The following is a 26,935-nucleotide window of genomic DNA, read 5'->3' as shown; positions in this document are numbered from 1 at the left end:
TTCGGCGAGACCGGTGCGGCGGCCGCCCATGATCCGGGATCCTTGAACGCCGCGCCACGCCGCACTGTGCGCGGAAGACGATCCTCCCGATCCTCCCACCACGAGAGCGAGCCACAGAAGTGCCCCGTGTCACACCGACACCGACACCGCCTCGCGACGACAGCGGAGCCGCGCTCGAACTCCTGGTCCACGGAGTCGGCGGCACCACCCCCCAGGAGATGCTCGGCGACCCGCGTACGGTCCGTGTCACCGGCGACGAGACCGCCGCCGTGTACCGCCGTACCGAGGACGCCGAAGCGGAACTGCGCCCGGGAGATCCGGACGGCGGCCCCCGCGACCGGCCGGTCCCCGAGGCGTACGTCTGGTGCAACCTCACCTCCGGCAACGGCGCCCGCGCGCTGTGGCTGCTCCTGCTGCCCTTCATGGTCGCCAACCTCACCCACTGGATGCAGCCCACCACCCGCGGCCTCACCAGGACCGTGCGCATGTACGGCGTGCTCGTGCGGCTCCTGGCCCTCAGCCTCACCGTGCTGCTGATCGCCGCGGCCTGCGAGGTGGCGCTCGACCTCACCGCATGGCAGTGCGCGGGCTCCTCCCGCTGCTCCGGCGACAAGTCGTGGCTCGGTTTCCTGTCCCCCGAGCGGGGCGGCTGGTGGGCCCAGCCGGGCCGGCGCCTCGCCCTGGCCGCCGTCGTACCCGCCGCGCTGACCGGCCTCCTCTGGTACCTGTCCCACCGCACCTGGAGCGCGTACGAGTCCCAGCGCCCCCTGCCCGCCGGCGCCGAGCACGACCTCGACGAGCCGACGGCCCGCCCCGTCCTCGGCATGCCCGGCTTCTGGTACGGCCGCCGCCTCGTCGCCCGGCTCCGCGCCGCCCACACCGCCGCCGGTTTCCTCACCGTCGCCGCCGCCCTCGCCGTGGCCGGGGCCCGCCACGACCGCCGGGCCTCCGGCCCGCTCCTGGAAGCGACCGGCCGGGCGCTCGAACTGGCCCTGCTCGCGGGGGCCGCCGTGGTGGTCTGGGTGGTCTGCCGCAGGGGCCGCTGCGAAAGCCGCCTCGACCTGAAACTCGACCGGGCCGCCGTCACCCTGCTGCCCGGCTCCGCGCTCGTCCTGCTGGCCCTGACCGTGCTGTACACCGCCTGGTCCCGCCCCGGCTGGGTCTCCGAGGGCCGGCTCCCCGGCGACCGTGCCTTCGGCATCATCGTCCTCGCCCAGGGCGCACTGATCGTCGTGCTCGCCGCCGTCGCGCTCACCATGTTCCGGCGGGCGCCCGACGCCCGTACGGTGATGCGCGGACTCGGCGGCCCCGCCGTCGCCATGCTCGCCTGCGCGCTCGGCGGCGTCATGACCGGCGGCGTCGCCCAGCGCGTCGCCGACTGGCTCGACGGGGCGGGCACACCGGGGGAGTCCGGCGGCGTCATCGTGGGCCCCCCCGTGCTGCTGACCTGGCAGGCCTCCGTCATCCCGCCCCTGCTGGTGCTCCTGCTGGTACTCGGCGCCTTCCTCGCCGTGCGCACCCGGCGCGCCCGGCGGGCGATGTCCGACGAGATCGAGGCGGAGTACCCGGACGCCGAACCCGACTCCGTGCGCACCCGCCGCATCGCCCGCACCCGCGCCATGGCCGCGCTCACCGACCGGGCCCCCGCGATCCTCGGTGTCGTCTCGGGCGCCACCCTGCTGCTGGGAGCCGCCGCGCTCGTCGGCGCCTGGGCGACCGGGAAGGTGCCGGGCAGGGCCGCGGCGGGCGCCCCCGACTTCGTCGCGTCGGCGGCGCAGGCCGCGCAGGCACTCGGCTCCTGGCTGATCGGCGTCGGCTTCATACTGTTCGTCACCTGGGGCCGCCGCGCCTACCGCGACCCCGCGGCCCGCCGCACCATCGGCATCCTCTGGGACGTCGGCACCTTCTGGCCGCGCGCCGCCCACCCCTTCGCGCCGCCCTGCTACGCCGAGCGGGCCGTCCCCGACCTGACCTGGCGCATGGCCGGCTGGACCGACCGCACCGGCGGGCGGCTCGTCATCTCCGGCCACTCGCAGGGCAGCGTGCTGGCGGCGGCCGCCGTCTGGCAACTGCCGCTGCGCGCCAGGCGCCGGGTCGCGCTGCTCACGTACGGATCACCGCTGGAGCGGCTGTACGGGCGCTGGTTCCCGGCGTTCTTCGGCACCGCCTGCCTGGAGGCCCTGAGCGGCGAGGTGCACTGCTGGCGCAACCTGTGGCGCCGTACCGACCCCATCGGCGGCCCGGTACGCGTCAAGGGGGGCGACCGGGGGCCCGAAGTGGACCGGGCCGCGCTCCAGGACCCGCTCGCTTACGGACGCACCAGGGAACAGCCGTTGCCCGCTCCCGTGCTGGGACATTCCGACTACCAGGCGGATCCCGAGTTCGACCGGGAGAGGGCCGCGCTGCTCGACCGGCTGCCGCCGTCCGCGGTGCCCCGGCAGCGGCCGGACGCCCCGCTGGATCAGGGAAGTTCCGGCAGGTCCTCGGGGTAGAGGAGGGTCAGGTCGTCCGTGTTCATCTCGGTGAGCCGGGCGACCCGCCCCGCATGCCGCTCCACCATCGACTCGAAGGTCTGGCGCGCGGTGCGGCCGTTGCCGAACGCGGGCCCCTTGGGCAGCGCCGTGAAGTACTTGAGGAGCGCTTCGCCCGTTCCCGTACCGAGCCGGTACTCGTGCTCCTCGGCCTGCTGCTCGACGATCCGCAGCAGCTCCTCCGGTTCGTAGTCGGAGAAGGTGATCGTGCGTGAGAAACGGGACGCCACACCGGGGTTGACGTTCAGGAAGCGCTCCATCTCCGCCGTGTACCCGGCGACGATCACGACGACCGCCTCCCGGTGGTCCTCCATCAGCTTCACCAGCGTGTCGATGGCCTCCTTGCCGAAGTCGCGCCCGGAGTCCTCGGGGGACAGCGCGTACGCCTCGTCGATGAACAGCACACCGCCGCGCGCCCGGTCGAACGCCTCCTGGGTGCGGATCGCCGTCGAGCCGATGTGCTCTCCCACCAGGTCCACCCGCGACACCTCGACGAGATGACCGCGCTCCAGCACCGCGAGCGAGGCCAGGATCTCGCCGTACAGCCGCGCGACCGTGGTCTTCCCGGTGCCGGGGGAGCCGGTGAAGACCAGATGGCGGCGGACCGAGGCGGCCTTGAGCCCGGCCTCCTGACGGCGCCGGCCGATCTCGATCATGTCGGTGAGGGCGCGCACCTCGCGCTTGACGCTCTCCAGGCCCACCAGCGCGTCCAATTCACCGAGCACCGCCTTCGGCGTACGGACCGGCTCCGCGTCCGCGAGAGGGGCGGCCACGGGCTCTGTGGCGCGCTGCCCGGGGACCGCGCCGAGCAGCCCGGTGGTCTGCGTCGCGGTCAGCACGGCGGGGACCTCCGGGGCCGGGGCCCGTACGCCGCTCTCGTCGCTGGTGCAGTCCTCGACGAGCGGGCCGTCCTCGGCGAACTCGTAACCGCCGCGCGCGCAGCGCTCCGTGCGGCAGCGGGTCAGCGTCGTACGGCAGCCGTCGATCACGTGGAAGCCGTAGCCGCTGCTCCCCGTCACCCGGCAGCCGTGGAAGGTGCCGCGGCCCTCCGCGGAGACGTAGAAACCCGCTTCGGCGGGCGAGGTGACCGTGCAGCGCTCCACGCGCGGGTCGGCGCCCTTGGTGACGATGACACCGGTCTGCGCCCCGTCGATGGTGCAGCCGGAGAGCGTTCCGCCACTGCCGTGGTCGCGGAACCACGCGCCGGTCGCCGTCTCACGGATCCGGCAGTCGTCGAGCTGCGCGGTCGCGCCGTCGCTCACCGAGACCGCCGTGTTGCGGACCTGGGACAGGTCACTGTCGACGACATCGACGCGCGAGCCGCGGTCGAGGACGAAGAGCGCGTCGGGGACGTCGTGCACCCGGCAGGCCTCCAGGACGGCGGTCGCGCCGTCGCTGATCCAGACGGCCGGGTAGTCGCCCGTACTGTCGTGGATCTCGCACTGGTTGGCGTCCACGCGTGTGCCGGGGTCCCAGACGGACAGCCCGTTGCGGCCGAACCGGCGCACCGTGGAGCGGGTGAGCGTGAGGACCGCGCGCGAACGCAGGTCGATCGCGTTCTCCGGGATGTCGTGGATGTCGCAGTCGGAGAGCGTCAGCACGGCGTCGGTGTCGAGGGTGACGCCGTCGGCCGAAGTGCGGTGCACCGTGCAGTCGGTCAGATGGGCCGATCCCCGGGCGGCGACCTGTACGCCGCTGCCCTTGACCTCGTACACCTCGCATCCGACGGCCTCCAGGCCGCTGCCCTCGCCGTTCACGGACAGGCCCGAGCCCGAGGTGTGGTGGATGCGGCAGCGCTCCAGACGCGGGTGCGCGCCGCCGCGCACCGAGACGCCCGACTGGCCGGCCGCGACCACCTCACACTCCTCGAACAGCCCGCCCGCGCCCTCCAGTACGCCGATGCCGACGCCCGCCGGGTTGTCCACGGTGCAGCGGCGCACGGTCGGCCGGGCCGCGCCGCGCACCTCTATGCCGACGGCGGAGCGGGTCACGATGCGCAGGCCGACGAGCTCGGGGGTGCCGTCCTCGACGAGCAGGGCGGGGGAGGCCGTGTCCTGCCCCTCGACGTGCAGGTCCTGGAGGACGGCGGAGGCGCGCACGGTCAGTGCCACACCGTCCACGGGGGCGATACGGACCGAACCGACCGTTCCCTCGGGGCCGCGCAGGGTCACGGCGCGCTGGACGACGAGGTTCTCCCGGTACGTGCCGGGAGCGACGGTGAGCACGTCACCGTCCCCCGCGGCCTCCAGGGCTGCGGCGAGGGAGGCGTATTCGCCTGTGCGGCGCCGCCACCGCGATGTGCCGGTGTGCGTCACCTGGACCGTGCCCTGTGCCATGGCGTTGCTGTGCCCCCACCTTGTGCTGACGATCTGGCCGCTCCACCGTAGCGCGCGGGAGGGCGGCGAGTTGACCGGTCAGCCGTGGTTCAGCTGCCCGTACCCGTACGTCCCCAGTCGGGACCGGCCCCGGCCCACGCCCGGTCGAGCCGGGTGTACCGACGCAGCATGAGCCGCCATACGAACAGGCGCCTGCCGCCCTCGAAGAACGCCGCTGCCGCCGCCGCCGCGCCGATGCCCGCGAGGGTGGCGTGGGTGGAGGCCGTGACGCCGTCCATGGGGCGCCCGACCACCCTGCCCTGTTCGTCCGTCCAGACCGGGAAGCGGTCGCCCGGCTGTACGGCCGGCCGGGAGGTGGACACGGTCCCGGTGTGACGACTGCCGTCGGGCGCCGTCCAGTCGGCCACCACCCGGGTGTGGGCCGCGCGCTCCGAGGAGATCTCGGGGTCGGCGACGACGGCCGGGCCGGGCGCGGTCCGGACGACGAGGGCCGTCGTCCGGTGGCGCTGCTCGTGCTGCACGCGCACCGACTCCCGCAGTGCCGCATGGGTGAGCGTGCCGCAGAGCCAGCCCGCGGCGGGCGCGACGAAGACGATCAGCAGCACGGTGGCGAGGGCCACCCATGCCTCGACGAGATCGGTCGTACGGCACAGCGGATTGCCCCGCCAGCGCCACACACCGGCTGCCGCCCGCACAGTCCCGCACCCCCTTCCCCTTCCGTGCCCGCCCCTTCAACGCGCCTGTCGATCCGGCGGGTTCCCACGGCCACGAGGTCCTACCCGAGCTTCTGCCCGAGGATCCTGACGGGATCACCGACCCGGAGGGTCCCGGTACCTTCCGGCACGAGATTCTGCCCGAAGATCAGCTGGTCGCCCGAGCGGCGGTGCCTGGCGAGCGTACGCAGGGGCTCCTTGCCGCGCTCCGCCGTCCGCTGGTCCGTGGTGGTGACGACACAGCGGCCGCACGGCTTGGCGACGCGGAAGGTGACCTCGCCGATCGCGATCCGCTGCCAGCCGTCCTCCGCCCAGGGGGCGGTGCCGTCCAGGACGACGTTCGGCCGGAAACGGCTCATCGGGAGCGGTCCCTCGTCGGGGTGGTCGCCCTGCGCGATGAGGGAGTTGAGGGCGTCGAGGGAGGCCAGAGTGGTGACCAGCAGGGGAAAGCCGTCGGCGAAGCTCACGGTCTCGCCGGGCTTTGCGTAGCCGGGGTCGACGGGGCGGCGGCGTGCCGGGTCGTCGAGATGGACAAGACGCACTTCGGTGCCCAGGTAGTCGCTGAACCAGGCGTGTGCCCCCGCGTCCGCCTCGACCGCCTCGACCTTGTCCTTCCAGATGTGCACCACCGTGGTGGCCGCCGGCCCGGGCACGGCGACACTCAGCGCCTCGCGGCCGGGCGCGGACAGCCGTATCCCGCCGTCGGGCAGGAGCTCGGCCCGCGCCAGGGCGAGATGTGGCTGCGGACGCTGCGTGACCACCTTGCCGGCCGGGTCGACCAGCATCCATCTGCGGTCCCCGGCCGGACCCCACGGCTCGACCTTCACTTCGTTCGGCGCACACCCTGCCACCGACTTGACCGGGTAGACATGGACCGCATGGAGAAGTGAATTCGGCATGCGGCCAATCCTGCCAGCCGGGTCGGACAGTCGTGCGGCCGGTCAGTACCCCCGGCTCTGGTACTGGTGGTTGTACGGGTCGTCGTACGGCGTGGCCGCGGGCACCGGGCGCGCCGCCGCGGGGCGCATGGCCTCGTACCCGGTGGCGGCGGGCTGGCGCGGCGGCTGCTGCTGGTACTGCTGCTGGTACTGCTGCGGACCCGGGTAACCACGGGGGCCCGTGGCCTGCTGCGGGATGTACGGCGCGGGCGCGTGCTGGAGCGGCGCCGGCTGGGGCGCGGCCTGCTGCGGGTAGCCGTACGAAGGGGCGGGAGTGTAGTGGGAAGGTGCCGAAGGAAGCGCGGGAAGCGCCGCCGGGAGAGCCGGCAGATAGCTGTTTCCGGTGTCGTACGCGGAAGGCACCCGGATGGGAGCGATCTGGGGCGTGCCCCGCTCTGCGACGAGGGAGTCGTAGATCGGAGTGTCCGTGAAGGACGGGGCGGAGGAGTAACCGCCGCCGTAGGTGGCGCGGGGGGAGGTCATGACACCTAAGTTAAGCCGAAGATGTTCTGGTTGGGGAGCCAGATAAGAGGGTTGTTTTACGAGTTGTGAGTGATGACGGATCCCCAATACGAGCGAACTTGGGAAAAACGGTCGCCGCGCGGTGTTGGGATCATGTAAAGGGTGCACTGGCCATGGGTTACCCGGGGTTGCCAGGTGATCTTCGGGTCGCCGCCGGAGGGCCTGTGGAGCGCAGAGGAATAGGTTGACCGTACGTAAATCCTCAGACACTCGGACCCGCGACGGGGGCGATCATGTCCATGCTTAAAGGAACCAATGTGCCGGTGCCGGCACAGGCTGTGCGCGTCGAATTGGGATGGCGTTCAGGCCCCGGAACACCGGACGTCGACGCTTCGGCCCTCCTGCTGGTGTCGGGAAAGGTCCGCTCCGACGCGGACTTCGTCTTTTACAACGAACCCGCCCACGTCTCGGGCGCGGTCCGGCACGAAGGGAAGAGGGCGTCCGGGCACAGCGTGACGGACACGCTCTCCGTCGATCTCGCGCGCGTGGAGGCCGCGGTGGAGACCGTGGTGGTGGCGGCCTCGGCGGACGGCGGCAACTTCGGACAGGTGCCGGGACTGTACGTACGTGTGCTGGACGCCGCGAACGGCACCGAGATCGCGCGTTTCGACAGCCAGGACGCGAGCGTCGAAACGGCTTTCGTCCTCGGTGAGCTCTACCGGCGGCAGGGTGCCTGGAAGTTCCGCGCCGTGGGACAGGGCTACGGCAGCGGCCTGGAGGGTCTGGCGAGGGACTTCGGCATCAGCGTCGACGAACCCCAGCAGCAGGCCCCGGCCTCGGTCCCGGCCCCGGCTCCGATCGCGGCTCCGGCCCCGGCGGCCCCGCCCTCCGCTCCTGTACGCCTCACCAAAGTCACGCTGACCAAGGAAGCCCCGACCGTCTCCCTCACCAAGCAGGGCGGTACCACGGGCACGATGCGCGTGAACCTCAACTGGGAGGTGCGCAAGCAGTTCAAGGGATGGGGCGCCAAGCTCGGCAGGGCCATCGCCCTGCACGGCGACCTCGACCTCGACCTGTGCGCCCTCTACGAGCTCACCGACGGCCGCAAGGGAGTCGTCCAGGCCCTCGGCAACGCCTTCGGCTCGTTGCACCAGCCGCCGTACATCCACCTGGACGGCGACGACCGCACCGGGTCCGTGAGGACGGGCGAGAACCTGACCGTCAACCTCGACCACAAGGACGAGCTCCACCGCGTCATCATCTTCGTCGCCGTCTACGAAGGGGCGCGTTCCTTCGCCGACCTGCACGCCACGGTCACGCTCACACCGCAGCACGGCGCCCCCGTCGACTTCTCGCTCGACGAGTGCACCGTGCCGTCCACGGTCGCCGCGCTCGCCCTCATCACCAACGAGGGCGGCGATCTGACCGTGCGCCGCGAAGCGCGCTACCTCGTACCGGAGCGCGGCGTCAGCCCGCAGCGCACCATCGACCACGCCTACGGATGGGGCATGAACTGGACGCCCGGCAGGAAGTGACGGTCCCGGAGCCTGCGCGGGTCCCGGGGACTGCACGGGTCCCGGCGGCCGGCGAGGCCCGGCGACCGGCGCGGGGACCGGTCAGCGCTCCGGTGCGGTCTCGGGACGGGGGTACGTACGCCCCTTCCAGGCCGCGCCCCGCCCCCGGTAATGCTGCACGGCGGAGTCGACGGTCATCAGCAGATAGAGGACCGCGGTGAACGGCAGCGCCGGGGCGAGCCACAGCGGCTGCCGGTGGTAGCGCAGTACAGGAAGGTACGTGGCGGTCATCACCGCCCAGGCCAGGCCGCCGGCCCAGGCCGCCACACCGTCGACCGACAGCAGGCCGGCGCACAGCGTGAGCGGGGGAGCGAGATACACCAGCGCGAGCCCCGCGACCGTTCCCGCGAGCAGCGACGGGCTGTGCCGCAGCTGGGCGTACGCACTGCGGGAGACCATCCGCCACAGATCACCCAGGCGCGGATACGGGCGCACGCTGTCCACCCGCTCGGCGAGCCCCAGCCAGATCCTGCCCCCACCGCGCTGCACGGCTCCGGCGAGCGACACGTCGTCGATCACCGCCTGCCGGATCGAGTCGGGCACGCGCGCGCGTGCCGCGGCCCCGGTCCGCAGCAGCACACAGCCGCCCGCGGCGGCCGCCGTCCGCGCCCCCGCCCTGTTGACCCACCGGAACGGATAGAGCTGCGCGAAGAAGTAGACGAACGCGGGAACGACCAGCCGCTCCCACCCACTGACGACGCGCAGCCGCGCCATCTGGGAGACCAGGTCGAGACCGTTGGCGCCGGCCGCGGCCACCAGTTCGCGCAGACTGCCCGGGGCGTGTGCGATGTCGGCGTCCGTGAGGAGCAGGTACTCGGGTTCGCTGCCGGGTTCCCGCGCGCTGGCCAGCGCGATGCCGTGCCGCAGGGCCCAGAGCTTTCCGGTCCAGCCCGGCTCCGGGGCGCCGGGTGAGACCACGGTCAGCGGCAGTCCGCCGTGCAGGCCGGCCAGCTCCCGCGCCAGTGCTCCCGTACCGTCCTCACTGCCGTCGTCGACGAGAAAGACCTCCGCGCGTCCCGGATAGTCCTGCGCGAGGAGCGACGGCAGGCTCACGGGCAGCACTTCGGCCTCGTCGCGCGCCGGTACGACGACGGCGACATCCGGCCATCCGTCGGGCTCCTCGCGCCGCGGCAGCCGCTGGTCCGTACGCCAGAAGAAACCCCGGCCCAGCAGCAGCCACAGCCACGCGGCCAGCGATCCCACGGCGATCCAGGCAATGGCGCTCATCCGCCGAGTCTGCCCCACCCCGGAGCCGCCGCGAGGGCGGTCGACTATGGTGACCGGGTGAAGATCGCGCTCATGGACTCGGGAATCGGCCTGCTCGCGGCGGCCGCCGCGGTACGTCGGCTGCGGCCCGACGCCGATCTGGTCCTCTCCTCCGACCCCGACGGCATGCCCTGGGGGCCGCGTACGCCGGCCGATGTCACCGAACACGCGCTCGCCGTGGCGCGGGCCGCCGCCGCACACCGGCCCGACGCGCTGATCGTGGCCTGCAACACCGCTTCCGTGCACGCTCTGCCCGCCCTCCGCGCGGAGCTGGAGCCCGGCATCCCGGTCATCGGCACCGTGCCCGCGATCAAGCCGGCCGCCGCGGGCGGCGGCCCCGTCGCCATCTGGGCCACCCCCGCCACGACCGGCAGCCCCTACCAGCGCGGCCTCATCCGTGAGTTCGCCGACGGCGTCGACGTCACCGAAGTGCCCTGCCCGGGTCTCGCCGACGCCGTGCAGCAGGCCGACGAAGAGGCCGTCGACCGGGCCGTCGCCGCGGCCGCCGCCCTCACCCCCCGCGAGGTAAGGGCCGTCGTCCTGGGCTGCACCCATTACGAACTGGTCGCCGAACGCATCCGTACCGCCGTCCGGCCGCACGGTCTGCCGCCCGTCGTGCTCCACGGGTCCGCCGAAGCCGTGGCCGCCCAGGCGCTGCGCCGCATCGGCGCGCAGCCCGCCCCCGCGGCCGCGCCGGGCGCCGGCCTCACCGTGCTGCTCAGCGGCCGGCACTCCGCGCTGCCCGGCCCCGCCCTCGCGTACGCCGAAGGCCGTCTGCTCGACACGGTCGACGCCGCGCGCTGACCACCGCCGGGCCGGGCCGGTCCGGCGCTGCCCCGAACGCGGAACGTGAGTACGCTGCTCGTATGAGTGACCACTCCTCCGGCAAGGCGCGCAGGACAGAGCCCACTCCCGTGATATGGAGCGGCCGTGCGACCAACCGCGCGCAGTGGCTGCTCGCGGTCGCCGGCGGCGGCTGCCTCGCGCTCGGTGTCCAGCTGGCCTTCGGCTCTCCCTGGAGCGTTCCGCTGCTGATGTCGGTCGTGGGCTGCCTGGCGGCCGGCCTGCTCATCCTGTTCGGGACCGTCGCTTTCGTCCATGTGGCGGTCAAGGTCGACAGCGAGACGTTCGAGGTGCGCTGCGGCCACATGGGCCTGCCCCGTCGGCGTATCCCGCTCGCCCATGTGGTGGGCGCGGAATTCGATCCGAGTGTCACGCCACGGCAGTGGGGCGGCTGGGGCTACCGCTGGCGCCCCGAGAAGGGGATGGCCGTGATCGTCCGCAGGGGCGAGGGAGTCGTCCTGCGCCTCGGTGACGGCCGGATCTTCACGGTGACCGTCGACGACGCGGAAACGGCGGTACGCGTCATCCGCGCGTGCCTGCGCGCCGCCGCGACCAGCAAGACCCCGTAACCGGGGCCCGTAACCGGGGGAGGAACCCCCGGGCGGGCTCTACGGCTGACGGCTGCGTGCCCGCGTCTTCGCGCCCACAGCGGCCGCGCCGTCCTCCGCGCCGTCCTCAGCGGAGTCCCCCGTTGCGCCCGCCGCGCCGTCGTCCAGCTGCCGCGCCGTGGCCAGCCCCGCCAGCAGCCCCGCGCCCGCCGTCACCGCCGTGAAGCTGAGCGCGTTGCCGGTGCCCGCGAGGGCCGCCAGTGCGGTGAGCGCGGCCGCCGCGGTCAGCACGACCGGCGTGGACCGCGGCGAGCACCACAGCCCGTACAGCATCCAGCCGAAGGCGGCGCCCAGCAGCACGACCCCCGGCACGCCCTGCTCGGCGGCCTGCTGCAACGGCGCCGAACGGGGTGTGCCGTCGGAGTGCGGCATCTGCCGGGCGGTGGGGCTGAGCCTGCCGAACCGGTCGGGGCCCGCGCCGCGCACCGGATGCTCCTTGGCCAGATCCATCGCGTCCCGCCACAGCAGCACCCGGTCCACCGTCAGCCGGCTCTCCAGCGAGACCGTGAGACCGTCCGGCAACGCGCCCTCGGCCACCGCCCACGAACCGCCCGTCACGAGCCCCGCGACCAGGGCGAGACCCGCCAGCCCCACCGCCCGGCGGCGTATCCGGGCCGCTGCCAGGGAGCACAGCAGCACGCCGAGCGCCGCCGCGAACCCGGCGGCCGAACCGAGGACCAGCGCCGTACCGGCCACACCGAGCGCCGGCAGCCACAGCGCGAGCCGCGGCGGACACGGCCGCGCCGCCCATGCCGCACAGCCGGCCGCCCCCGAGGCCAGCGCCAGCAGTGCGGCGGTCGCGCCCGGGCTCCCCGGGCCCTGGCCGGCGGCCGCACCCGACAAGTCGCCCGGCAAGCCCTGGTCCGGGCGCAGGGCGACGGCCAGGGCGAGCGCGGCGAGGGCCGCGGCCGAGGCGGCGGCGACCGGAAGCAGCGAGCCGCAGATACGGCCGCACGCGTAACCCCCGGCGACGGCGAGCACGGCCAGCAGGACGCCTTCGGGCCTGGCCTCCCGGCCCGTCGCGGTGATCAGCGACCAGACGGCGCAGCCACCGAGGATCACGACGCCGGCGGCGTCGGTGAGGGCGCCGCGTTCGCGCGCGGCGGACGGTACAGCCGGTGCAGCCATCCCGTCGACCCCCCGACGACAAGAGACGGATCCCGTCGGCCACGGCCCGAACCGGCCAGGTGCCAGGGACTGGCGCACACGGTAACGGCAGGGGCGGTGATGTGTGTACGGGTTGCGCAGGAATGTTGCCTCAGTCGCCGGGACCGCCCTCTCCGGACCCCGCCCGGCCACCGTAGACTCCGCTGCGTGAGCGCCACCCCCACCGCCGTGGACCAGCCCGCAGAACAGCTGGCCCCGCACTCCGACGCCCCCTCGCGCGGGAGAAGCATGCTGACCCGGCTCGCGGCCCCCGTGGCCGCCGTACTCTCCGGTCTGCTGCTGTACGCCAGCTTCCCGCCCCGCCCGCTGTGGTGGCTGGTGCTGCCGGGCTTCGCCCTGCTCGGGTGGTGTCTGCACGGGCGGCGGGCCCGGGCCGCCTTCGGCCTCGGCCTCCTCGCCGGTCTCGGCTTCCTGCTGCCGCTGCTCAGCTGGACGGGAGAAGAAGTGGGCCCGGTGCCGTGGCTCGCGCTCGCCGCCGCCGAGGCCCTGTTCGTCGCCGCGTGCTGCGCCGGTATCGCCGTGGTGACCCGGCTGCCGCTCTGGCCGGTGTGGGGCGCCGCCGTGTGGGTCCTCGGCGAGGCGGCACGCGCGCGCGTACCGTTCGGCGGTTTCCCCTGGGGCAAGATCGCCTTCGGCCAGGCGGACAGCGTCTTCCTGCCGCTTGCGGCGGTCGGCGGCACGCCCGTCCTCGGTTTCGCGGTCGTGCTGTGCGGCTTCGGACTTTACGAGGCGCTGCGGCAGTTCCGCACGTACAGCTCGGCCCGCCGGACACCGCGCGGGGGAGCGGCCCTTGCGGCACTGAGCGTCGTCGTGCCGGTCACGGCCGCCCTGGCCGCCCTGCCGCTCGTCGACAACTCCGCGCAGGACGGCACCGCGACGGCCGCCGCGGTCCAGGGCAACGTGCCGCGGCTGGGCCTCGACTTCAACGCCCAGCGCCGCGCGGTGCTGGACAACCACGCACGGCGTACGGAAGAGCTCGCCGAGGACGTCGAGGCCGGCAAGGTGCCCCGGCCCGACTTCGTCCTGTGGCCGGAGAACTCCTCCGACCTCGACCCCTACCGCAACAGCGACGCCCGCACGGTGATCGACCGCGCCGTGCGCGCGATCGGCGCCCCGACGGTCGTCGGAGCGGTGCTCACACCGGAGACGGGCAAGCTGCGCAACACCCTGATCGAGTGGGACCCGGAGCGCGGCCCTGTCGCGACGTACGACAAGCGGCACGTCCAGCCGTTCGGCGAGTACATCCCGATGCGTTCCTTCGTGCGGCTCTTCAGCTCCGACGTCGACCGCGTCCGCAGGGACTTCGGCCCCGGCGACAAGGTGGGCGTCTTCGACCTCGCCGGTACCAAGGTCGGGCTCGCCACCTGCTACGAGGCGGCCTTCGACTGGGCGGTGCGGGACACCGTCACGGGCGGGGCCCAGCTCATCACCGTACCCAGCAACAACGCCACCTTCGGGCGCAGCGAGATGACGTACCAGCAGCTCGCGATGTCGCGGGTGCGGGCGGTCGAGCACAGCCGGGCCGTCGTCGTTCCCGTGACCAGCGGGGTCAGTGCCGTCATCCGGCCGGACGGCGAGGTCGTGCAGAAGACGCGGATGTTCACGCCGGACGCCCTGGTCGCCGAGGTGCCGCTGCGCTCCTCGCTGACCCCCGCGACGCGCCTCGGCGCGCTTCCCGAGGGCGTGCTGGTGGCGCTCGCCGGAGCCGGTCTCGGGTGGGCCGTTCTCCGTGGCGTACGGGCCCGCCGGCGCACGTCGGAGTGAGCCCCCGGCGAGTTCCGGGTGGGTTCCGGGTGAGTTCCGTCCCGGAAACGCCCCGTTAGGGTCGGACCATGGCAACTCCCGAATTCATCCGCGAGCTCCGGGCCACCGCGGGTCACCAGCTCCTCTTCCTGCCGGGCGTCAGCGCCATCGTCTTCGACGAGGCGGGCAGAGTGCTGCTCGGACGCCGCACCGACACCGGGAAGTGGTCGGTCATCGGCGGCATCCCCGACCCGGGGGAGCAGCCGGCGGTGACGGCCGTGCGGGAGGTGTACGAGGAGACCGCCGTGGAGTGCGTGGCGGAACGCGTCGTTCTGGTACAGGCCCTGAAGCCGGTCGAGTATCCGAACGGCGACCGGTGCCAGTACATGGACATCACGTTCCGGTGCCGGGCCGTCGGCGGTGAGGCGCGCGTCAACGACGACGAGTCGCTGGACGTGGCCTGGTTCCCGGTGGACGCGCTCCCGGACCTCAGCGAGTTCTCTCTCCTGAGGATCAAGCAGGCCGTCACGGACGAACCCACATGGTTCGAGCCCACCACGCAGTTCTGAAGTATGGGCCGCGACCACATGGGTGGTGTGGTGGGCTCTGCTTAGTGTCGTGGCTATGACCGCGCCCACCACACCCTCACCGCACGTACCCGGACCCGGACCCGGACCCGGACCCGGCCTCGGCGGCCGTACCGCGCTCGTCACCGGCGCGGCGGGCGGCATCGGCCGCGCCTGCGTGCTGCGGCTCGCGGCCGCCGGCGCCAAGGTCAGAGCCGTGGACCGGGACGCGGAAGGGCTCCGCACCCTCACCGGGCAGGCACGGGGCCTGGCGGGCACGGTGGAGCCGCGGACCCTGGACCTCACCGACCTCGACGCGGCGGAGCAGGTGGCGGCGGGCACGGACATCCTGGTGAACAACGCCGGACTGCAGCTGGTCCGCCCCATCGAGGAGTTCCCCCCGGACGTCTTCCACACCGTCCTGACCGTGATGCTCGAAGCGCCGTTCCGGCTGATCCGGGGAGCGCTGCCGCACATGTACGGGCAGGGCTGGGGGCGCATCGTCAACATCTCCTCCGTGCACGGGCTGCGCGCCTCCGCGTACAAGTCGGCGTACGTCGCCGCCAAGCACGGCCTCGAAGGGCTCTCCAAGACCGCGGCGCTCGAAGGCGCCGAGCACGGCGTCACATCGAACTGCGTCAACCCCGGGTACGTCCGCACCCCGCTCGTCGAGCGGCAGATCGCCGACCAGGCCGCCGTCCACGGGCTGCCGGAGGAGCGCGTACTCGCCGACGTACTGCTCAAGGACTGCGCGCTCAAGCGCCTCCTCGAACCGGACGAGGTCGCCGAGGCCGTGGCGTACCTGTGCGGCCCCCAGGCGTCGTTCATCACGGGAACTTCGCTGCCCCTCGACGGCGGCTGGACCGCTCACTAGCTGGTTGAGTGTGCCCATGTCCCACGACCAGCCACAGAGCGGCAGCGAAACCCCCTACCTGGAGCTCCTCGCGCGCGGGGCCGCCGCCGACGCCTACGAGCGGCCCGTGCTGGTCGCCCGTGCGGACGGCGCGACGCCCGAGACACTCGCCGCGCTCGAAACCGCAAAGCTCCACGCGCTGCGGGTACGTGCCGAACTGGAGGGGCGGCGGCGCCGCGAGGCCGAGCTGTCCGCGCTCTACGAGACCGCCCACGACCTCGCCGGGCTGCGTGATCTGGACGCCGTACTGGCGGCGATCGTGCAGCGGGCACGGTCGCTGCTCGGCACGGAGGTCGCGTATCTGAGCCTCAACGACCCGGTGGCGGGGGACACGTACATGCGGGTCACCGAAGGGTCGGTGTCGGCGCGCTTCCAGCAGCTGCGCCTCGGCATGGGGGAGGGGCTCGGCGGGCTGGTCGCCCAGACCGCCCGCCCCTACGCGACCGAGAGCTACTTCGACGACCCCCGTTTCCAGCACACCTGGACCATCGACTCGGGCGTACGCGACGAAGGGCTCGTCGCGATCCTCGGCGTACCGCTCACCCTCGGCAGCCAGGTGATCGGTGTGCTCTTCGCCGCCGACCGCCGCGCCCGCGTCTTCGAGCGCGAGCAGATCGCCCTGCTCGGGTCGTTCGCCGCGCATGCCGCTGTCGCCATCGACACCGCGAACCTGCTGGCGGAGACGCGCTCCGCGCTCGCCGAGCTGGAGAAGGCCAACGAGATCATCCGCGACCGCAGCGGCGTCATCGAGCGTGCCTCGGACGTGCACGACCGGCTCACCGAACTGGTGCTGCGCGGCGGCGGCGTCGACGACGTGGCGCGCGCGGTGTCCGAAGTGCTGGACGGAACGGTGGAGTTCACGGACGCGGAGGGGGAGCCGACGGGAGCGGACGGCCATGCGGTGCGGCGCGGTGACGACTGGGTGGCCACCGTCTCGGCCGGCGGGGAACTCCTCGGCGCACTCGTCCTGCACGGTCACCCCGGCCTGGACCCCGTCGACCAGCGCACGCTCGAACGCGCCGCCATGGTGACGTCGTTGCTGCTGCTGGCCAGGCGTTCGGCGGGTGAGGCCGAGCAGCGCGTACGGGGCGAACTCCTCGACGACCTCCTCGACGCCCCCGACCGCGACCCCCGCCTGCTGCGCGAACGCGCCGCCCGGCTGCGCGCCGACCTCGACGCCTCCCACGTGGTGCTCGCCGCCCGCATCGAAGCGCCGCGGACGGTCAGCGTCGAGCGGGAGAGCGCGGACCGCAGGCGGCTCTGGTCCGCGGCCTCGCACCTGGCGGCGACCGGGCAGGGCCTCGCCGCGGCCCGCGACGGCGGCACCGTGCTGCTGCTCCCGCTGGACAGCGGTGACAGCGCCGCGGCCCTCGCACGCCGGACGGCGAAGCACCTGGGAGGCGCCCTGCGCGAGCCCGTCACGGTCGGAGCCTCGGGACCGGTGGACGCGCCTGCGGCCCGCCCCGGTGCGGTGGCGGGGGCGTACGAGGAAGCACGCCGCTGCGTCGACGCGCTGCGGCTGCTCGGCCGCTGCGGTGAAGGCGCCGCGGCGGAGGATTTCGGCTTCCTTGGCCTGCTGCTCGCGGACAGCGGGGACGGCCGTTCCGGCGGCGCCGTCGAAGCGTTCGTACGCCGCACGATCGGCGAGGTCGTCGCGTACGACCGGCGGCGGGGAACCGACTTGGTGCGCACCCTGGACGCGTACTTCGCGTGCGGGATGAGCCCTGCCCGTACGAAGGACGAACTGCACGTCCACGTCAACACGGTGGCGCAGCGCCTGGAGCGCATCGGCAGGCTGCTGGGGGCGGACTGGCAGTCGCCGGAGCGGGCGCTGGAGGTGCAGCTGGCGCTGCGGCTGCACGGGCTGTTGTCGGCGATCACGCGCTGACAGCCACGCGCGGGAACGTCCGAAGACCGTTCCCGCGCGTGGCTGTTCCTCTGCCGCTCGCGTCCGCTCGGCTCGCGTCCGCTCGGCTCGCGTCCGCTCAGACGGTACGGGCGCCGGCGGCCCGTACGGCGGGGCCTTCCTCTCCCTTGCCCGACCCGGCCTCGATGTCCGCCAGATCCCGGTGCCGGGTCTCCTTCGCGCATCCGACCGCGACCACTGTGAGGAGCGCGGCGGCGATGACGTACAGGGCGATCGGTGTGGAGCTGCCGTAGTCGTTGAGGAGGGCGGTGGCGATCAGCGGCGCCGGGGCGCCGGCCGCGACCGAGGAGAACTGCGCGCCGATCGAGGCGCCGGAGTAGCGCATCCGGGTCGCGAACATCTCCGAGAAGAAGGCGGCCTGCGGCGCGTACATCGCCCCGTGGAAGACGAGCCCGACCGTGACGGCGAGGAGAAGGCTCCCGAAGCTGCTGGAGTCGATGAGCATGAAGAACGGGAACATCCAGAGCCCGATCCCGACCGCACCGAGCAGGTAGACGGGCCTGCGCCCGAACCGGTCCGACAGGGCGCCCCAGACAGGGATCACGGCGAAGTGGACGGCCGATGCGATCAGTACCGCGTTGAGCGCCGTCTGCTTGCTCAGATCCGCCTTCGTCGTCGCGTAGACGAGGATGAAGGCGGTGATGACGTAGTAGCTGATGTTCTCCGCCATACGGGCGCCCATCGCGATCAGCACATCGCGCCAGTGGTGACGGAGGACGGCGACCAGCGGCATCTTCTCGGTGGCGGCGGAGGCGCTCTTGCGGGCCTCCGCCTGGGCCAGCGCGGCCTTGAAGACAGGGGATTCATCGACAGAGAGACGAATCCACAGACCGACGATCACGAGTACGCCCGACAGCAGGAACGGTATGCGCCAGCCCCATGCGAGGAAGGCGGACTCCGACAGCAGCGCGGTCAGCGCGGACAGCACCCCGGTGGCGAGCAGTTGCCCGGCGGGCGCCCCGGTCTGCGGCCAGGAAGCCCAGAACCCACGCCGCTTGGCGTCGCCGTGCTCCGACACCAGCAGCACCGCCCCGCCCCACTCGCCACCGAGCGCGAAGCCCTGGACGAGCCGCAGCACGGTGAGCAGGACGGGCGCGACGGAGCCGATCGAGGCGTGCGTCGGTAGCAGACCGATGGCGAAGGTGGCACCGCCCATCAGCAGCAGGCTCAGCACCAGCAGCTTCTTACGGCCGAGCCGGTCACCGTAATGCCCGAAGACAAGAGCTCCGAGCGGCCTGGCGGCGAAGCCGACCGCGTAGGTCAGGAAGGCCAGCAGGGTTCCGACGAGAGGGTCGGAGTCGGGAAAGAAGAGCTTGTTGAAGACCAGCGCGGCAGCTGACCCGTAGAGAAAGAAGTCGTACCACTCGATTGTGGTCCCGATGAGGCTCGCGGCGACGATGCGCTTGAGGGAACTGGGCGCTGGTGGGGCGGATGCTGGGGCGGCCATGAGTACCACTTCCGGACAGTTGGCGGGGACGTTTCCGTGTCGCCACACCGTAGGAACGCGCAGGTCAGTGTCACATGTGGCGGGACACCATAGTTGCGGGGGCGGCTGTGCCCGCGGCCACCATGACAGACACGTGGACGCTGCTCCGAGCAGTGCGCGGCCGGAACTCCCACCGGCCGAAGCCGCCGCCCGCAGAACCGGCGGGATCCTGTCGGCGATGCCGGACAGGGGCCGCGGCGGTCCGAAGCCGCGCCCAGGGCTCTCAGCCCGTACACGGAGTTCAGCAGGTACGGGGCCGTGCCCCGGGGGCGTGGTTCCTGTCGAGCGTTCCTTCGGTCCGGCCTGCCGGTTCCGGGGCGGACTTCACCGTCGGGCAGCCCCCCGGCCCCCGGGCACGTTCGCCGACCCCTCATCACACCTTCCGATCGCGGACCGGAGTACACCTCTGATGAACTCCGCCGGGAAACAAGCAAGTCGGGACTGCGGCAGAGCACAGGGCGAACCGGATCGTGCCAGGACAACGCCGCCGCCGAGAGTTTCTTCGCACTGCTCAAATCAAAGAGGAGACCGGAACCCGCCGCTGGCCCGGCCGGACCACCGCCCGCACGGAGATCTTCACCTTCACCGAGACCTTCTGCGACCGCAGACGGCTGCGGAAGCATCCGGCCCGGGGGCGCCTCACCCCGCTGGAGATCCGGCAGCGACACAAGCAGGAGCACGGCCTCGCGGCGCAAAGAACGAGCGTGCAGCATCACGGGGAAAGTCCAGTTCATGGCGGCTCATCACCCGACCGTGATCTGCGATCGGAGATCAGCTGGCGACAGACGCTAGACGTCCCCGCCCGGGGCGATCAGCCCCGTCTCGTATGCGAAGACGACGGCCTGGACCCGGTCGCGCAGGTCCAGCTTCGACAGGATGCGGCCGACGTGGCTCTTGACCGTGGTCGGGCTGAGGAACAGCCGGGAGGCGAGTTCGGCATTGCTGAGGCCCGTCGCGAGCAGGCGGAGCACCTCGAGCTCGCGCGGGGTCAGGCCGGACAGATCGCGGTGCGGGGCGATGGTCTGCGGTTCGTCGTGAGGGGCGAAGCGCTCGATCAGCCGGCGGGTGATCGTGGGCGCGAGGAGGGCGTCACCGGTCCGCACGAGGCGTAGGGCGCAGACCAGGTGCTCGGGGGTGACGTCCTTGAGCAGGAAGCCGCTGGCGCCGGCCGTGAGCGCGGCGTAGACGTAGTGGTCGAGGTCGTATGTGGTGAGGATGATGACCCGCGGTCCGTCCGGGCCGGCGTCGCCGATGATGCGCCTGGTGGCCTCGATGCCGTCCATCTCCGGCATCCGGATGTCCATGAGGACGACGTCGGGCCGCGTGCGGCGGACCGCTGCGACAGCCTCGGCCCCGTCGGCCGCCTCGGCCGTCACTTCGATGCCGTCCGCGGCCAGGATCATCTTGAAACCGGTGCGTACGAGGGCTTGGTCGTCGGCGATGACGGCGCGCAGCGGTGGTTGCTTCATGTTCATACGGTGCTCCGTGGGATACGGGCCGTGACCCGGTAGCCGCCGGTGTCCGTCGGCCCGGCCGTCAGCTCGCCCCGGTAGACGGCCAACCGTTCGCGCAGCCCCAGGTGGCCACGGCCGTTGCTCTCCACCGGCGGGGAACCCTTGACGCCGCCGGTGTCCGTGACCTCGATCTCCAGACAGTCGTCGGTGTAACCGACGGCGACGGACGCCCGCGCGCCGCGCGCGTGTTTGACCGTGTTGGTCAGAGCCTCCTGTACGACGCGATACGCCGCGAGGTCCACCCCCGGTGGCAGCGGGCCCGGCGGCAGTGACACCCCGGCGCTCACGGGCGTACCGGCGGCGCGTACGCGTGCGACGAGCGCGTCGAGCTGCGCGAGCCCGGGCTGGGGCTCCAGGCCGTCGGGCCTCTCGTAATCCGGGGCGGTCAACAGGCCCATCACATGGCGCAGTTCGGCCATGGCGGCCCGGCCGCCCGCCTCGACGGCCAGCAGTGCCTCCTTCGACTGCTCGGGCATCACGTCCATCACTTTGCGGGCCGCACCGGCCTGGATCACCATCACGCTCACATTGTGGGTCACCACGTCGTGCAGTTCGGCGGCGATGCGGGCACGCTCCTCCTCGACGGCGCGGCGCGTGGCCTCCTCCTGAGCCGACCGCAGTGCTGTGATCCGGTCCCGGCTGGAGGCCAGTCGCAGGTGCAGGAAGCGGACGAGGCTGGCCAGCATCCCGGCCACCAGGAGCACGAATCCCGGGCTGGACCATCCGGGGAGCACGGGTTCCGCGTCGCGGAAAGCGAAACCGGACAGCGCGGCGGCGATCACCAGGACGGCGATCGCCGTTATCCGGTAACGGCTGTACACGACGGCGCTGTAGGCACCGATGACACAGGCCAGGACGGTGATCCAGGAGGCGGAGCCGCCGATGGCCAGTGCCGCGCCCAGCACCACCACGAACAGGGTCAGCGGATACCGGCGCCGGGCTGCCAGTGGCAGCGTCGCCAGGACGACCAGGGCCCAGGGCACGGAGGAGGGTTCTTCCTCCACGGGCGCCTGACCAGGGCCGGGCGGCGAGGGCGGGGTCGGGACCCCGGTCCCGGTGTCCACCGTAGGGGGGTTGATGTTCACCGGCCCTTCGCCGGGATAGCGCACCGCCACGAACAGGGCGACGACGGTCAGTACGACCGCCAGCACCACATCGGCGCGCACCGCTCGCCGGGACAGCGGGGCGGCCTTCGCCTCCGGGCGTAGCGCGTCGATGAGCTGCTGGTGCCGGCCGCGCCGGCCTTCCGTCTCCATCCGCACATTGTGCTGCGCTCTCCGCCCGGCCCGCGTCCGCCCGTCCGGCCAGGGCGTTGCCCCGGAGGACTACTTCTCAGGTAGGACTCCGCCGCCGAATCCTCCGCGGGGACGGCCTGATGTCGGTTCCGCGGCCGACGCGCCCCTGCGCGGCCGCCCCTAGGTTCACGGGACCGGCAACGGCATGTGCCTCCCGCGACCGTAAGGACGGACAACTCGTATGCATCAGGTGATCGAACTGGAGGGTGTGGCGAAGCGTTACGACAGCGCCGGCACACCGGCGCTGGGGCCGCTCACGCTCGGCGTCGCCAAGGGTGAGGCCCTTGCCGTCACGGGCCCTTCCGGCAGCGGCAAGTCCACGCTGCTGAACCTCGTCGCCGGTCTGGACAAGCCGACCGACGGCGCCGTGATCGTGGCCGGGCGACGGATCGACCAGCTGAGTGAGCACACCCTCGCCACGTTCCGTCGCGAGTACATCGGCATGGTCTTCCAGTTCTTCAATCTTCTCGACGACCTCACCGTCACCGACAACATCCAGCTCCCGGCCCAGCTGACCGGGACCGGCCGGCGCAAGGCCGCGGCCCGCGCGGGTGAGCTCATGGAGATGCTGGGGATCCAGAGGCATGCCCGCGCCTACCCGGGCCGGCTGTCCGGAGGGGAACGCCAGCGGGTCGCGGTCGCCCGGGCGTTGGTCAACCGGCCCGCGCTGCTGCTCGCCGACGAGCCCACCGGTGCGCTCGACACCGCCTCGGGACACGACGTCCGCGATCTGCTGATGGATCTGCACCGTGCCGGACAGACCATCGTGCTGGTGACGCACGACCTGACGCTGGCGGAGGAATGCGCGAGCCGCACGATTCACCTGGTCGACGGTCACGTCGCCCTCGACTCGTCCGCGCAGGCCGTCCGATGAGCCTGTTCGGTACCGGCGCGATGGGCCGGGTCGTACGCTCCGGGGTGGGCCGGCGGCGGGTGCAGACCGTGGTGATCGCCGTGGCCACGATGATGGCCGTGGCGTCGGCCGTGGTAGCCGGGTCGCTGATGGTCGCCGCGGCCGCGCCCTTCGACCGCGCCTTCGGGGAACAGCAGGGTGCGCACATCACCGCCCAGTTCGATCCGGCCAGGGCGAGTGCGGCGCAGCTGGCGGAGACCGGGAAACTGGCCGGCGTCACCGCGAGCGCGGGACCGTACCCGTCCACGGCGCTGCGCCCGGTGGATCGGACGGACTTCCCCCTGCCGGCGCTGACCCTGGTAGGGCGGTCCGGTCCGGACGGCGACGTGGACCGCGTGGATCTGAAGTCCGGCCGGTGGGCACGGAAGCAGGGCGAAATCGTGCTCGCCGCGTCGTTCGAGGGGCCCGCCATCGGGATCGGCGCCACCTTGAGGGCCTCGGACTCCGAGAACGCCCCAGTCCTTTCGATCGTCGGCTTCGCCGTGTCGGCCGGCCGGACCGCCGACGCCTGGGCGACCCCCGCACAGGTCGACGCGCTGGCGTCGGAGGGCAGCCCGGTCACGCGTCAGATGCTCTACCGCTTCGACTCCGCGAGCACGAAGGAGCAGATCCTCGCCAGCCGGAAGAAGATCGCCGCCTCAGTGGAGCCCGGGGCGCTGCTGGGCACCCAGTCCTGGCTGGACACCAAGCGCGCCGCTGATCAGGGCGCGGCGGCGACCGTCCCGTTCGTGATGGCGTTCGGCGTGCTCGGCATCGTGATGTCGGTGATCATCGTCAGTGGTGTGATCAGTGGGGCGGTCGGCACCAGCCGGCGCAGAATCGGCATTCTCAAGGCCATCGGCTTCACTCCACGCGAGGTCGTACGCGCCTACGTGGCCCAGGCGCTGATTCCGGCCGGTGCCGGCATCGCCCTGGGGGTCGTCCTGGGAAACCTCCTGGCAGTGCCGCTGCTGGCGGACACCGGGGCGTTGTACGGAACCGTCTCTCTTGCGGTGGCCTGGTGGGTGGACGTCACGGTGCCGGCCGCCGCCCTGGTCATCGTGGGGCTCGCGGCGCTGGTCCCCGCACTGCGGGCCGGAAGGCTGCGTACGATCGAGGCCATCGCGGTCGGCCGGTCGCCGCGCACGGGGCGCGGCCAGTGGGCGCACCGGGCGACGGGGCTGCTGCCGCTGCCGCGCCCGGTGACCTACGGTCTCGCCACCCCCTTCACGCATCCGGTCCGTACGCTCGCGATGCTGCTCGCGGTGGCGTTCGGTACGGTCGCGGCAACCTTCGCGGTGGGGCTGACCTCGTCCCTGACCGAGATTGGCGCCTCGCAGGACCCCGACAGCCGTGCCGCGGTGACGGTCACGACCACCAGGCTGAACAACGTAGCTCCCCCTCCGCCTCCTCCCGCGGGGGGCAGCGCGGCAAGCACGTCCCCCGCGGGCGGCAGCGCGCCAAGCCCCTCACCCGTAGCCGGACCCGAGGTCGCCGACCCGGCGAAGGTGCGGTCTGCCATCACGTCGCAGGCGGGCACGGGGTCGTACTACGGCAAGGCCCGGACCGAGGTCGCCGTGGCCGGGATCTCCGGATCGGTTCGGGCCAGCCTCTATGAGGGCGACGCGCGCTCCGGCAGCTACGAGATGCTCTCCGGGCACTGGATCACCGGTACGGGGCAGGCCGTGGTGCCCACGCGCTTCCTGGAACGGACCAGCACCAAGGTCGGTGACACGGCGCGGGTGACCTACGAGAAGGAGACCGCGAACCTGCGGATCGTGGGCGAGTCCTTCGACACCTCGGGCAGCGAACTGGAGATCCACGCGGACATGGCCGACTTCGCATCGGCCGAACCCAGTGCCTTCTTCGTCGAGACGAAGTCCGGCGTCTCCGCCGACGAGTACGCCCGGAAGATCGCCGCGGTCGTACAGCCGCTGGGCGGCGACGCCACGGCCAACGCCCCCTCGGGGCAGGAGGGCGTCATCCTCATCATGTCCGCGATGGCGGTGCTGCTCACCCTGATGCTGGTCGCCGTGGCCGGCCTCGGCATACTCAACTCCGTGGTCCTGGACACCCGGGAACGCATCCACGACCTGGGCGTCTGCAAGGCGATCGGCATGTCGCCGCGGCAGACCATGAGCCTCGTGCTCGCCTCGGTGGCCGTGATCGGTGTGATCGGCGGACTGATCGGCGTGCCGGCGGGGTACGCGCTGCACGGCCTCGTCATGCCGGTGATGGGGCGTGCCGTGGGCACCAGTCTGCCGTCGCCGGTCCTCGATGTGTACGAGCCTGTTCAGCTGCTCCTGCTGGGGCTGGGCGGGGTCGTGATCGCGATGCTGGGCGCGCTGGCCCCGGCCGGCTGGGCGGCCAGGGCGCGTACGGCCGTGGCGCTGCGCACCGAGTAGCGTCCGGCGGAGCGCGAGCCGCTGGGGCAGTTCCGCCAGGTCCGCGGGGCCGGGCCGCCTCTGCCTGGCACCGGACCGCCCAATCGTCGTGTTCCGGCCCCGGAACCAGCCGCGGAACGGCGCGTACTCCGGCCCGTCAGGGCCTGGTACCGCAACAGTGCTTGCGCTGACGTTCAGTTGGTTTCGTGGGCTGTGTCCGCGTTGTTCGTAGTGACTGATGCGGCCGGCGGTGGGTGAGGCGGGTGATCAGGCGTCTGGTCTCGGCGAGGCTGGAGTGAATGAGCGGGGAGGGCGGGGCCCGGCGCCGCGGACTGCCGCACCGCGGCGAGGGAGCGGACGGAGTCGCGCGTCAGCCCCGGCCGAGGACGCAGAACTCGTTGCCCGCCGGGTCGGCCAGGACGACCCAGGAGACGTCCCCCTGACCCACGTCGGTCCGTACCGCGCCGAGGTCTTCGAGCCGGGCGACCTCCTTCGCCTGATCCTCGACGGGGTCGGACATCACGTCGAGATGGATGCGGTTCCATACGACCTCGTCGTCGGGCGTGCGACGGAACTCCAGATACGGCCCGACGCCCTTGACGGAGCGCAGCAGAGCGCGGTCGTCGGTCAGCTCGTGGACGGTCCAGTCGATCGCCTCGCCCCAGAACCGGGTCATGGCCCGTGGGTCTGCGCAGTCGACGACCACGGCGGCTACCGGCCCGGTGTCCCGGTAGAGCTCCCGGGGCTCCAGGACGCTGAACACGTTGCCCTCCGGGTCGGCCATCACCGTCCACGGCGCGTCGCCCCGGCCCACATCGACGGGCGTCGCCCCGAGCTCCTTCAGACGTGCGACCAACTCCGCCTGATGGGCGTCGGAGGTGGTGGCGAGCTCGATGTGCACGCGGTACTTCACCGTCTCCGGATCCGGGACGCGGACGAGATCGACGCAGACGGCGGACGGGTCCGGCCAGTCGAAGCCCACGGGTTCCAGGTTGGTGACGCCGGGCCCTTCGCTGGAAACACCCCAGCCGAGCACCTCAGCCCAGAACCGGCCGAGCGCCGAGTCGTCCCGGGCCTTGAAGTTCACCTGAACAAGCTGCAATGTCATGCCGCACACCCTAGGTGATCCCCCATCGGACAGGCGTGCGAGTCCAGGCTCTCCTGCTGCACATATGGCAATCGGTTGATCGCGAGTGGGTGGCCCTTCCCGTCGGTGATGAGGGTGGCTTTCTCGGTGTGCGTCTTCTTCATTTTTCTTGCCCGAGACGAAGGCGCGGAGGCCGGGATTGTCGGCCCGTGGGCGGCGTACCTGGACTTCCGTGCCGTCGACGCGCAGCTCGACACCTTCGGCCGCCGCGTACGCGAAGACGTCCGCCGGGGTACGAAGGCGCAGGCCGGGGTGGCCGGTGACGGCGAATCCACGGGCCGCCAGGAGCGGCCGGACCTCGTGGACGGTGCGGGTGGCCGTCGAACACGCCAGAACGATACGAAGGTCAGGACCCCGAGTGCCGGGTGCGCGGCGCACGGCTCACTCGTACAGCGATCAGGTGCCGCCACTGTGCTGTCCACGGCGCGGCCGGTGTTGTCCGTGAGCCGTGCGAGCCGTGCCGGTCCTGCGGGAACTGCCTCGCGTCCGGTTCTCCGTTTTCCGGGTGACTACATGAGGGCGTGGGGGGTACTCGGCGGGGTTTTCCTTCCCTGGTTAACGGGCGGCGGCCGGGGCACGTGCTCAGGTATGAACGGCGACCAGAACCTCCACCGTCCGCAGGCCCGGCGA

20 protein-coding genes are annotated in these 26,935 nt (G+C 72.4%); 10 read left to right on the top strand and 10 right to left on the bottom strand.

Annotated elements, in window-relative coordinates; all coding sequences use genetic code 11:
* The first annotated feature begins 119 nt into the window (after positions 1 to 119).
* Positions 120 to 2,492, top strand: a complete 2,373-nt coding sequence (locus tag ACWD0Y_RS17155) for a hypothetical protein (protein WP_450261166.1) — start codon at positions 120 to 122, stop codon at positions 2,490 to 2,492.
* Here ACWD0Y_RS17155 and ACWD0Y_RS17150 read toward each other — a convergent pair.
* From ACWD0Y_RS17150 to ACWD0Y_RS17135, 4 genes are all read right to left on the bottom strand, one after another.
* Positions 2,462 to 4,867 carry a right-handed parallel beta-helix repeat-containing protein gene (locus tag ACWD0Y_RS17150; protein ID WP_450261165.1) on the bottom strand — a complete coding sequence of 802 codons (2,406 nt, stop codon included), beginning with the start codon at positions 4,865 to 4,867 and terminating at the stop codon, positions 2,462 to 2,464. The two genes, ACWD0Y_RS17155 and ACWD0Y_RS17150, sit on opposite strands and share 31 nt — an antisense overlap.
* Positions 4,868 to 4,956: 89 nt before the next feature.
* The gene (locus ACWD0Y_RS17145) at positions 4,957 to 5,562 is read right to left on the bottom strand and encodes an Rv1733c family protein (protein ID WP_450261164.1); all 606 of its coding nucleotides are present in this window, start codon (positions 5,560 to 5,562) and stop codon (positions 4,957 to 4,959) included.
* An 80-nt stretch (positions 5,563 to 5,642) separates the two neighbouring features.
* Entirely contained in the window at positions 5,643 to 6,479 is an 837-nt protein-coding gene (locus ACWD0Y_RS17140) for an MOSC domain-containing protein (protein ID WP_450261163.1), read from the bottom strand.
* A 42-nt stretch (positions 6,480 to 6,521) separates the two neighbouring features.
* Positions 6,522 to 7,001: a DUF6643 family protein gene (locus ACWD0Y_RS17135; RefSeq protein WP_450261162.1), complete on the bottom strand. Its 480-nt coding sequence runs from the start codon at positions 6,999 to 7,001 to the stop codon at positions 6,522 to 6,524.
* 272 nt (positions 7,002 to 7,273) lie between these two features.
* On the opposite strand from ACWD0Y_RS17135, the gene ACWD0Y_RS17130 reads away from it, so the two are divergent.
* Positions 7,274 to 8,515, top strand: coding sequence for a TerD family protein (locus tag ACWD0Y_RS17130; protein WP_450261161.1), 1,242 nt, complete (start codon positions 7,274 to 7,276; stop codon positions 8,513 to 8,515).
* Positions 8,516 to 8,596: 81 nt separating this feature from the next.
* Here ACWD0Y_RS17130 and ACWD0Y_RS17125 read toward each other — a convergent pair whose 3' ends face one another.
* Positions 8,597 to 9,781, bottom strand: coding sequence for a glycosyltransferase (locus ACWD0Y_RS17125; RefSeq protein WP_450261160.1), 1,185 nt, complete (start codon positions 9,779 to 9,781; stop codon positions 8,597 to 8,599).
* A 57-nt stretch (positions 9,782 to 9,838) separates the two neighbouring features.
* On the opposite strand from ACWD0Y_RS17125, the gene ACWD0Y_RS17120 reads away from it, so the two are divergent.
* Both ACWD0Y_RS17120 and ACWD0Y_RS17115 read left to right on the top strand, forming a co-directional pair.
* Entirely contained in the window at positions 9,839 to 10,624 is a 786-nt protein-coding gene (locus tag ACWD0Y_RS17120; protein ID WP_176710178.1) for a glutamate racemase, read from the top strand.
* 62 nt (positions 10,625 to 10,686) lie between these two features.
* The gene (locus ACWD0Y_RS17115) at positions 10,687 to 11,232 is read left to right on the top strand and encodes a hypothetical protein (RefSeq protein WP_450261159.1); all 546 of its coding nucleotides are present in this window, start codon (positions 10,687 to 10,689) and stop codon (positions 11,230 to 11,232) included.
* A 39-nt stretch (positions 11,233 to 11,271) separates the two neighbouring features.
* Here ACWD0Y_RS17115 and ACWD0Y_RS17110 read toward each other — a convergent pair whose 3' ends face one another.
* A complete protein-coding gene (locus ACWD0Y_RS17110) occupies positions 11,272 to 12,399 on the bottom strand; it encodes an O-antigen ligase family protein (protein ID WP_450261158.1) in 1,128 nt (375 codons plus the stop codon).
* Positions 12,400 to 12,585: 186 nt separating this feature from the next.
* Here ACWD0Y_RS17110 and lnt point away from each other — a divergent pair, with 186 nt between their 5' ends.
* The 4 genes from lnt to ACWD0Y_RS17090 all read left to right on the top strand — a co-directional run bounded on the left by lnt (position 12,586) and on the right by ACWD0Y_RS17090 (position 17,548).
* The gene (lnt, locus tag ACWD0Y_RS17105; RefSeq protein WP_450261157.1) at positions 12,586 to 14,202 is read left to right on the top strand and encodes an apolipoprotein N-acyltransferase; all 1,617 of its coding nucleotides are present in this window, start codon (positions 12,586 to 12,588) and stop codon (positions 14,200 to 14,202) included.
* A 68-nt stretch (positions 14,203 to 14,270) separates the two neighbouring features.
* Positions 14,271 to 14,750, top strand: coding sequence for an NUDIX hydrolase (locus tag ACWD0Y_RS17100; protein ID WP_093802375.1), 480 nt, complete (start codon positions 14,271 to 14,273; stop codon positions 14,748 to 14,750).
* 55 nt (positions 14,751 to 14,805) lie between these two features.
* Positions 14,806 to 15,621 carry a 3-hydroxybutyrate dehydrogenase gene (locus ACWD0Y_RS17095; RefSeq protein WP_450261156.1) on the top strand — a complete coding sequence of 272 codons (816 nt, stop codon included), beginning with the start codon at positions 14,806 to 14,808 and terminating at the stop codon, positions 15,619 to 15,621.
* A gap of 16 nt (positions 15,622 to 15,637) precedes the next feature.
* Positions 15,638 to 17,548, top strand: coding sequence for a helix-turn-helix domain-containing protein (locus tag ACWD0Y_RS17090; RefSeq protein WP_450261155.1), 1,911 nt, complete (start codon positions 15,638 to 15,640; stop codon positions 17,546 to 17,548).
* A gap of 97 nt (positions 17,549 to 17,645) precedes the next feature.
* Here ACWD0Y_RS17090 and ACWD0Y_RS17085 read toward each other — a convergent pair whose 3' ends face one another.
* The 3 genes from ACWD0Y_RS17085 to ACWD0Y_RS17075 all read right to left on the bottom strand — a co-directional run bounded on the left by ACWD0Y_RS17085 (position 17,646) and on the right by ACWD0Y_RS17075 (position 21,843).
* Entirely contained in the window at positions 17,646 to 19,034 is a 1,389-nt protein-coding gene (locus ACWD0Y_RS17085) for an MFS transporter (protein WP_450261154.1), read from the bottom strand.
* An 827-nt stretch (positions 19,035 to 19,861) separates the two neighbouring features.
* Positions 19,862 to 20,542, bottom strand: coding sequence for a response regulator (locus tag ACWD0Y_RS17080; RefSeq protein ID WP_450261153.1), 681 nt, complete (start codon positions 20,540 to 20,542; stop codon positions 19,862 to 19,864).
* A 2-nt stretch (positions 20,543 to 20,544) separates the two neighbouring features.
* On the bottom strand, positions 20,545 to 21,843 hold the full coding sequence (locus ACWD0Y_RS17075) for a sensor histidine kinase (protein WP_450261152.1): 1,299 nt from the start codon (positions 21,841 to 21,843) through the stop codon (positions 20,545 to 20,547).
* 220 nt (positions 21,844 to 22,063) lie between these two features.
* On the opposite strand from ACWD0Y_RS17075, the gene ACWD0Y_RS17070 reads away from it, so the two are divergent.
* Together ACWD0Y_RS17070 and ACWD0Y_RS17065 are read left to right on the top strand one after the other, a co-directional pair.
* The gene (locus ACWD0Y_RS17070; RefSeq protein ID WP_450261151.1) at positions 22,064 to 22,756 is read left to right on the top strand and encodes an ABC transporter ATP-binding protein; all 693 of its coding nucleotides are present in this window, start codon (positions 22,064 to 22,066) and stop codon (positions 22,754 to 22,756) included.
* On the top strand, positions 22,753 to 25,179 hold the full coding sequence (locus tag ACWD0Y_RS17065; protein ID WP_450261150.1) for an ABC transporter permease: 2,427 nt from the start codon (positions 22,753 to 22,755) through the stop codon (positions 25,177 to 25,179). Before ACWD0Y_RS17070 ends, ACWD0Y_RS17065 begins: the two co-directional genes overlap by 4 nt.
* A 349-nt stretch (positions 25,180 to 25,528) precedes the next feature.
* Here the strand turns inward: ACWD0Y_RS17065 and ACWD0Y_RS17060 are convergent, their stop codons facing one another.
* A complete protein-coding gene (locus tag ACWD0Y_RS17060; RefSeq protein WP_450261149.1) occupies positions 25,529 to 26,266 on the bottom strand; it encodes a VOC family protein in 738 nt (245 codons plus the stop codon).
* Positions 26,267 to 26,935: the final 669 nt, after the last annotated feature.

It is taken from the genome of Streptomyces altiplanensis (assembly GCF_053591575.1).
Note: the sequence above shows the minus strand (reverse complement) of the source record. Positions and strands in the feature narration are given on the sequence as shown.

What these genes read in the sequence shown, in the direction of transcription:
- ACWD0Y_RS17150 (WP_450261165.1), bottom strand. Translation starts at nt 4,867, where the DNA reads ATGGCACAGGGCACGGTCCAGGTGACGCACACCGGCACATCGCGGTGG.
- ACWD0Y_RS17140 (WP_450261163.1), bottom strand. Translation starts at nt 6,479, where the DNA reads ATGCCGAATTCACTTCTCCATGCGGTCCATGTCTACCCGGTCAAGTCG.
- ACWD0Y_RS17135 (WP_450261162.1), bottom strand. Translation starts at nt 7,001, where the DNA reads ATGACCTCCCCCCGCGCCACCTACGGCGGCGGTTACTCCTCCGCCCCG.
- ACWD0Y_RS17130 (WP_450261161.1), top strand. Translation starts at nt 7,274, where the DNA reads ATGTCCATGCTTAAAGGAACCAATGTGCCGGTGCCGGCACAGGCTGTG.
- ACWD0Y_RS17125 (WP_450261160.1), bottom strand. Translation starts at nt 9,781, where the DNA reads ATGAGCGCCATTGCCTGGATCGCCGTGGGATCGCTGGCCGCGTGGCTG.
- ACWD0Y_RS17115 (WP_450261159.1), top strand. Translation starts at nt 10,687, where the DNA reads ATGAGTGACCACTCCTCCGGCAAGGCGCGCAGGACAGAGCCCACTCCC.
- ACWD0Y_RS17110 (WP_450261158.1), bottom strand. Translation starts at nt 12,399, where the DNA reads ATGGCTGCACCGGCTGTACCGTCCGCCGCGCGCGAACGCGGCGCCCTC.
- ACWD0Y_RS17100 (WP_093802375.1), top strand. Translation starts at nt 14,271, where the DNA reads ATGGCAACTCCCGAATTCATCCGCGAGCTCCGGGCCACCGCGGGTCAC.
- ACWD0Y_RS17095 (WP_450261156.1), top strand. Translation starts at nt 14,806, where the DNA reads ATGACCGCGCCCACCACACCCTCACCGCACGTACCCGGACCCGGACCC.
- ACWD0Y_RS17090 (WP_450261155.1), top strand. Translation starts at nt 15,638, where the DNA reads ATGTCCCACGACCAGCCACAGAGCGGCAGCGAAACCCCCTACCTGGAG.
- ACWD0Y_RS17085 (WP_450261154.1), bottom strand. Translation starts at nt 19,034, where the DNA reads ATGGCCGCCCCAGCATCCGCCCCACCAGCGCCCAGTTCCCTCAAGCGC.
- ACWD0Y_RS17080 (WP_450261153.1), bottom strand. Translation starts at nt 20,542, where the DNA reads ATGAAGCAACCACCGCTGCGCGCCGTCATCGCCGACGACCAAGCCCTC.
- ACWD0Y_RS17075 (WP_450261152.1), bottom strand. Translation starts at nt 21,843, where the DNA reads ATGGAGACGGAAGGCCGGCGCGGCCGGCACCAGCAGCTCATCGACGCG.
- ACWD0Y_RS17070 (WP_450261151.1), top strand. Translation starts at nt 22,064, where the DNA reads ATGCATCAGGTGATCGAACTGGAGGGTGTGGCGAAGCGTTACGACAGC.
- ACWD0Y_RS17065 (WP_450261150.1), top strand. Translation starts at nt 22,753, where the DNA reads ATGAGCCTGTTCGGTACCGGCGCGATGGGCCGGGTCGTACGCTCCGGG.
- ACWD0Y_RS17060 (WP_450261149.1), bottom strand. Translation starts at nt 26,266, where the DNA reads ATGACATTGCAGCTTGTTCAGGTGAACTTCAAGGCCCGGGACGACTCG.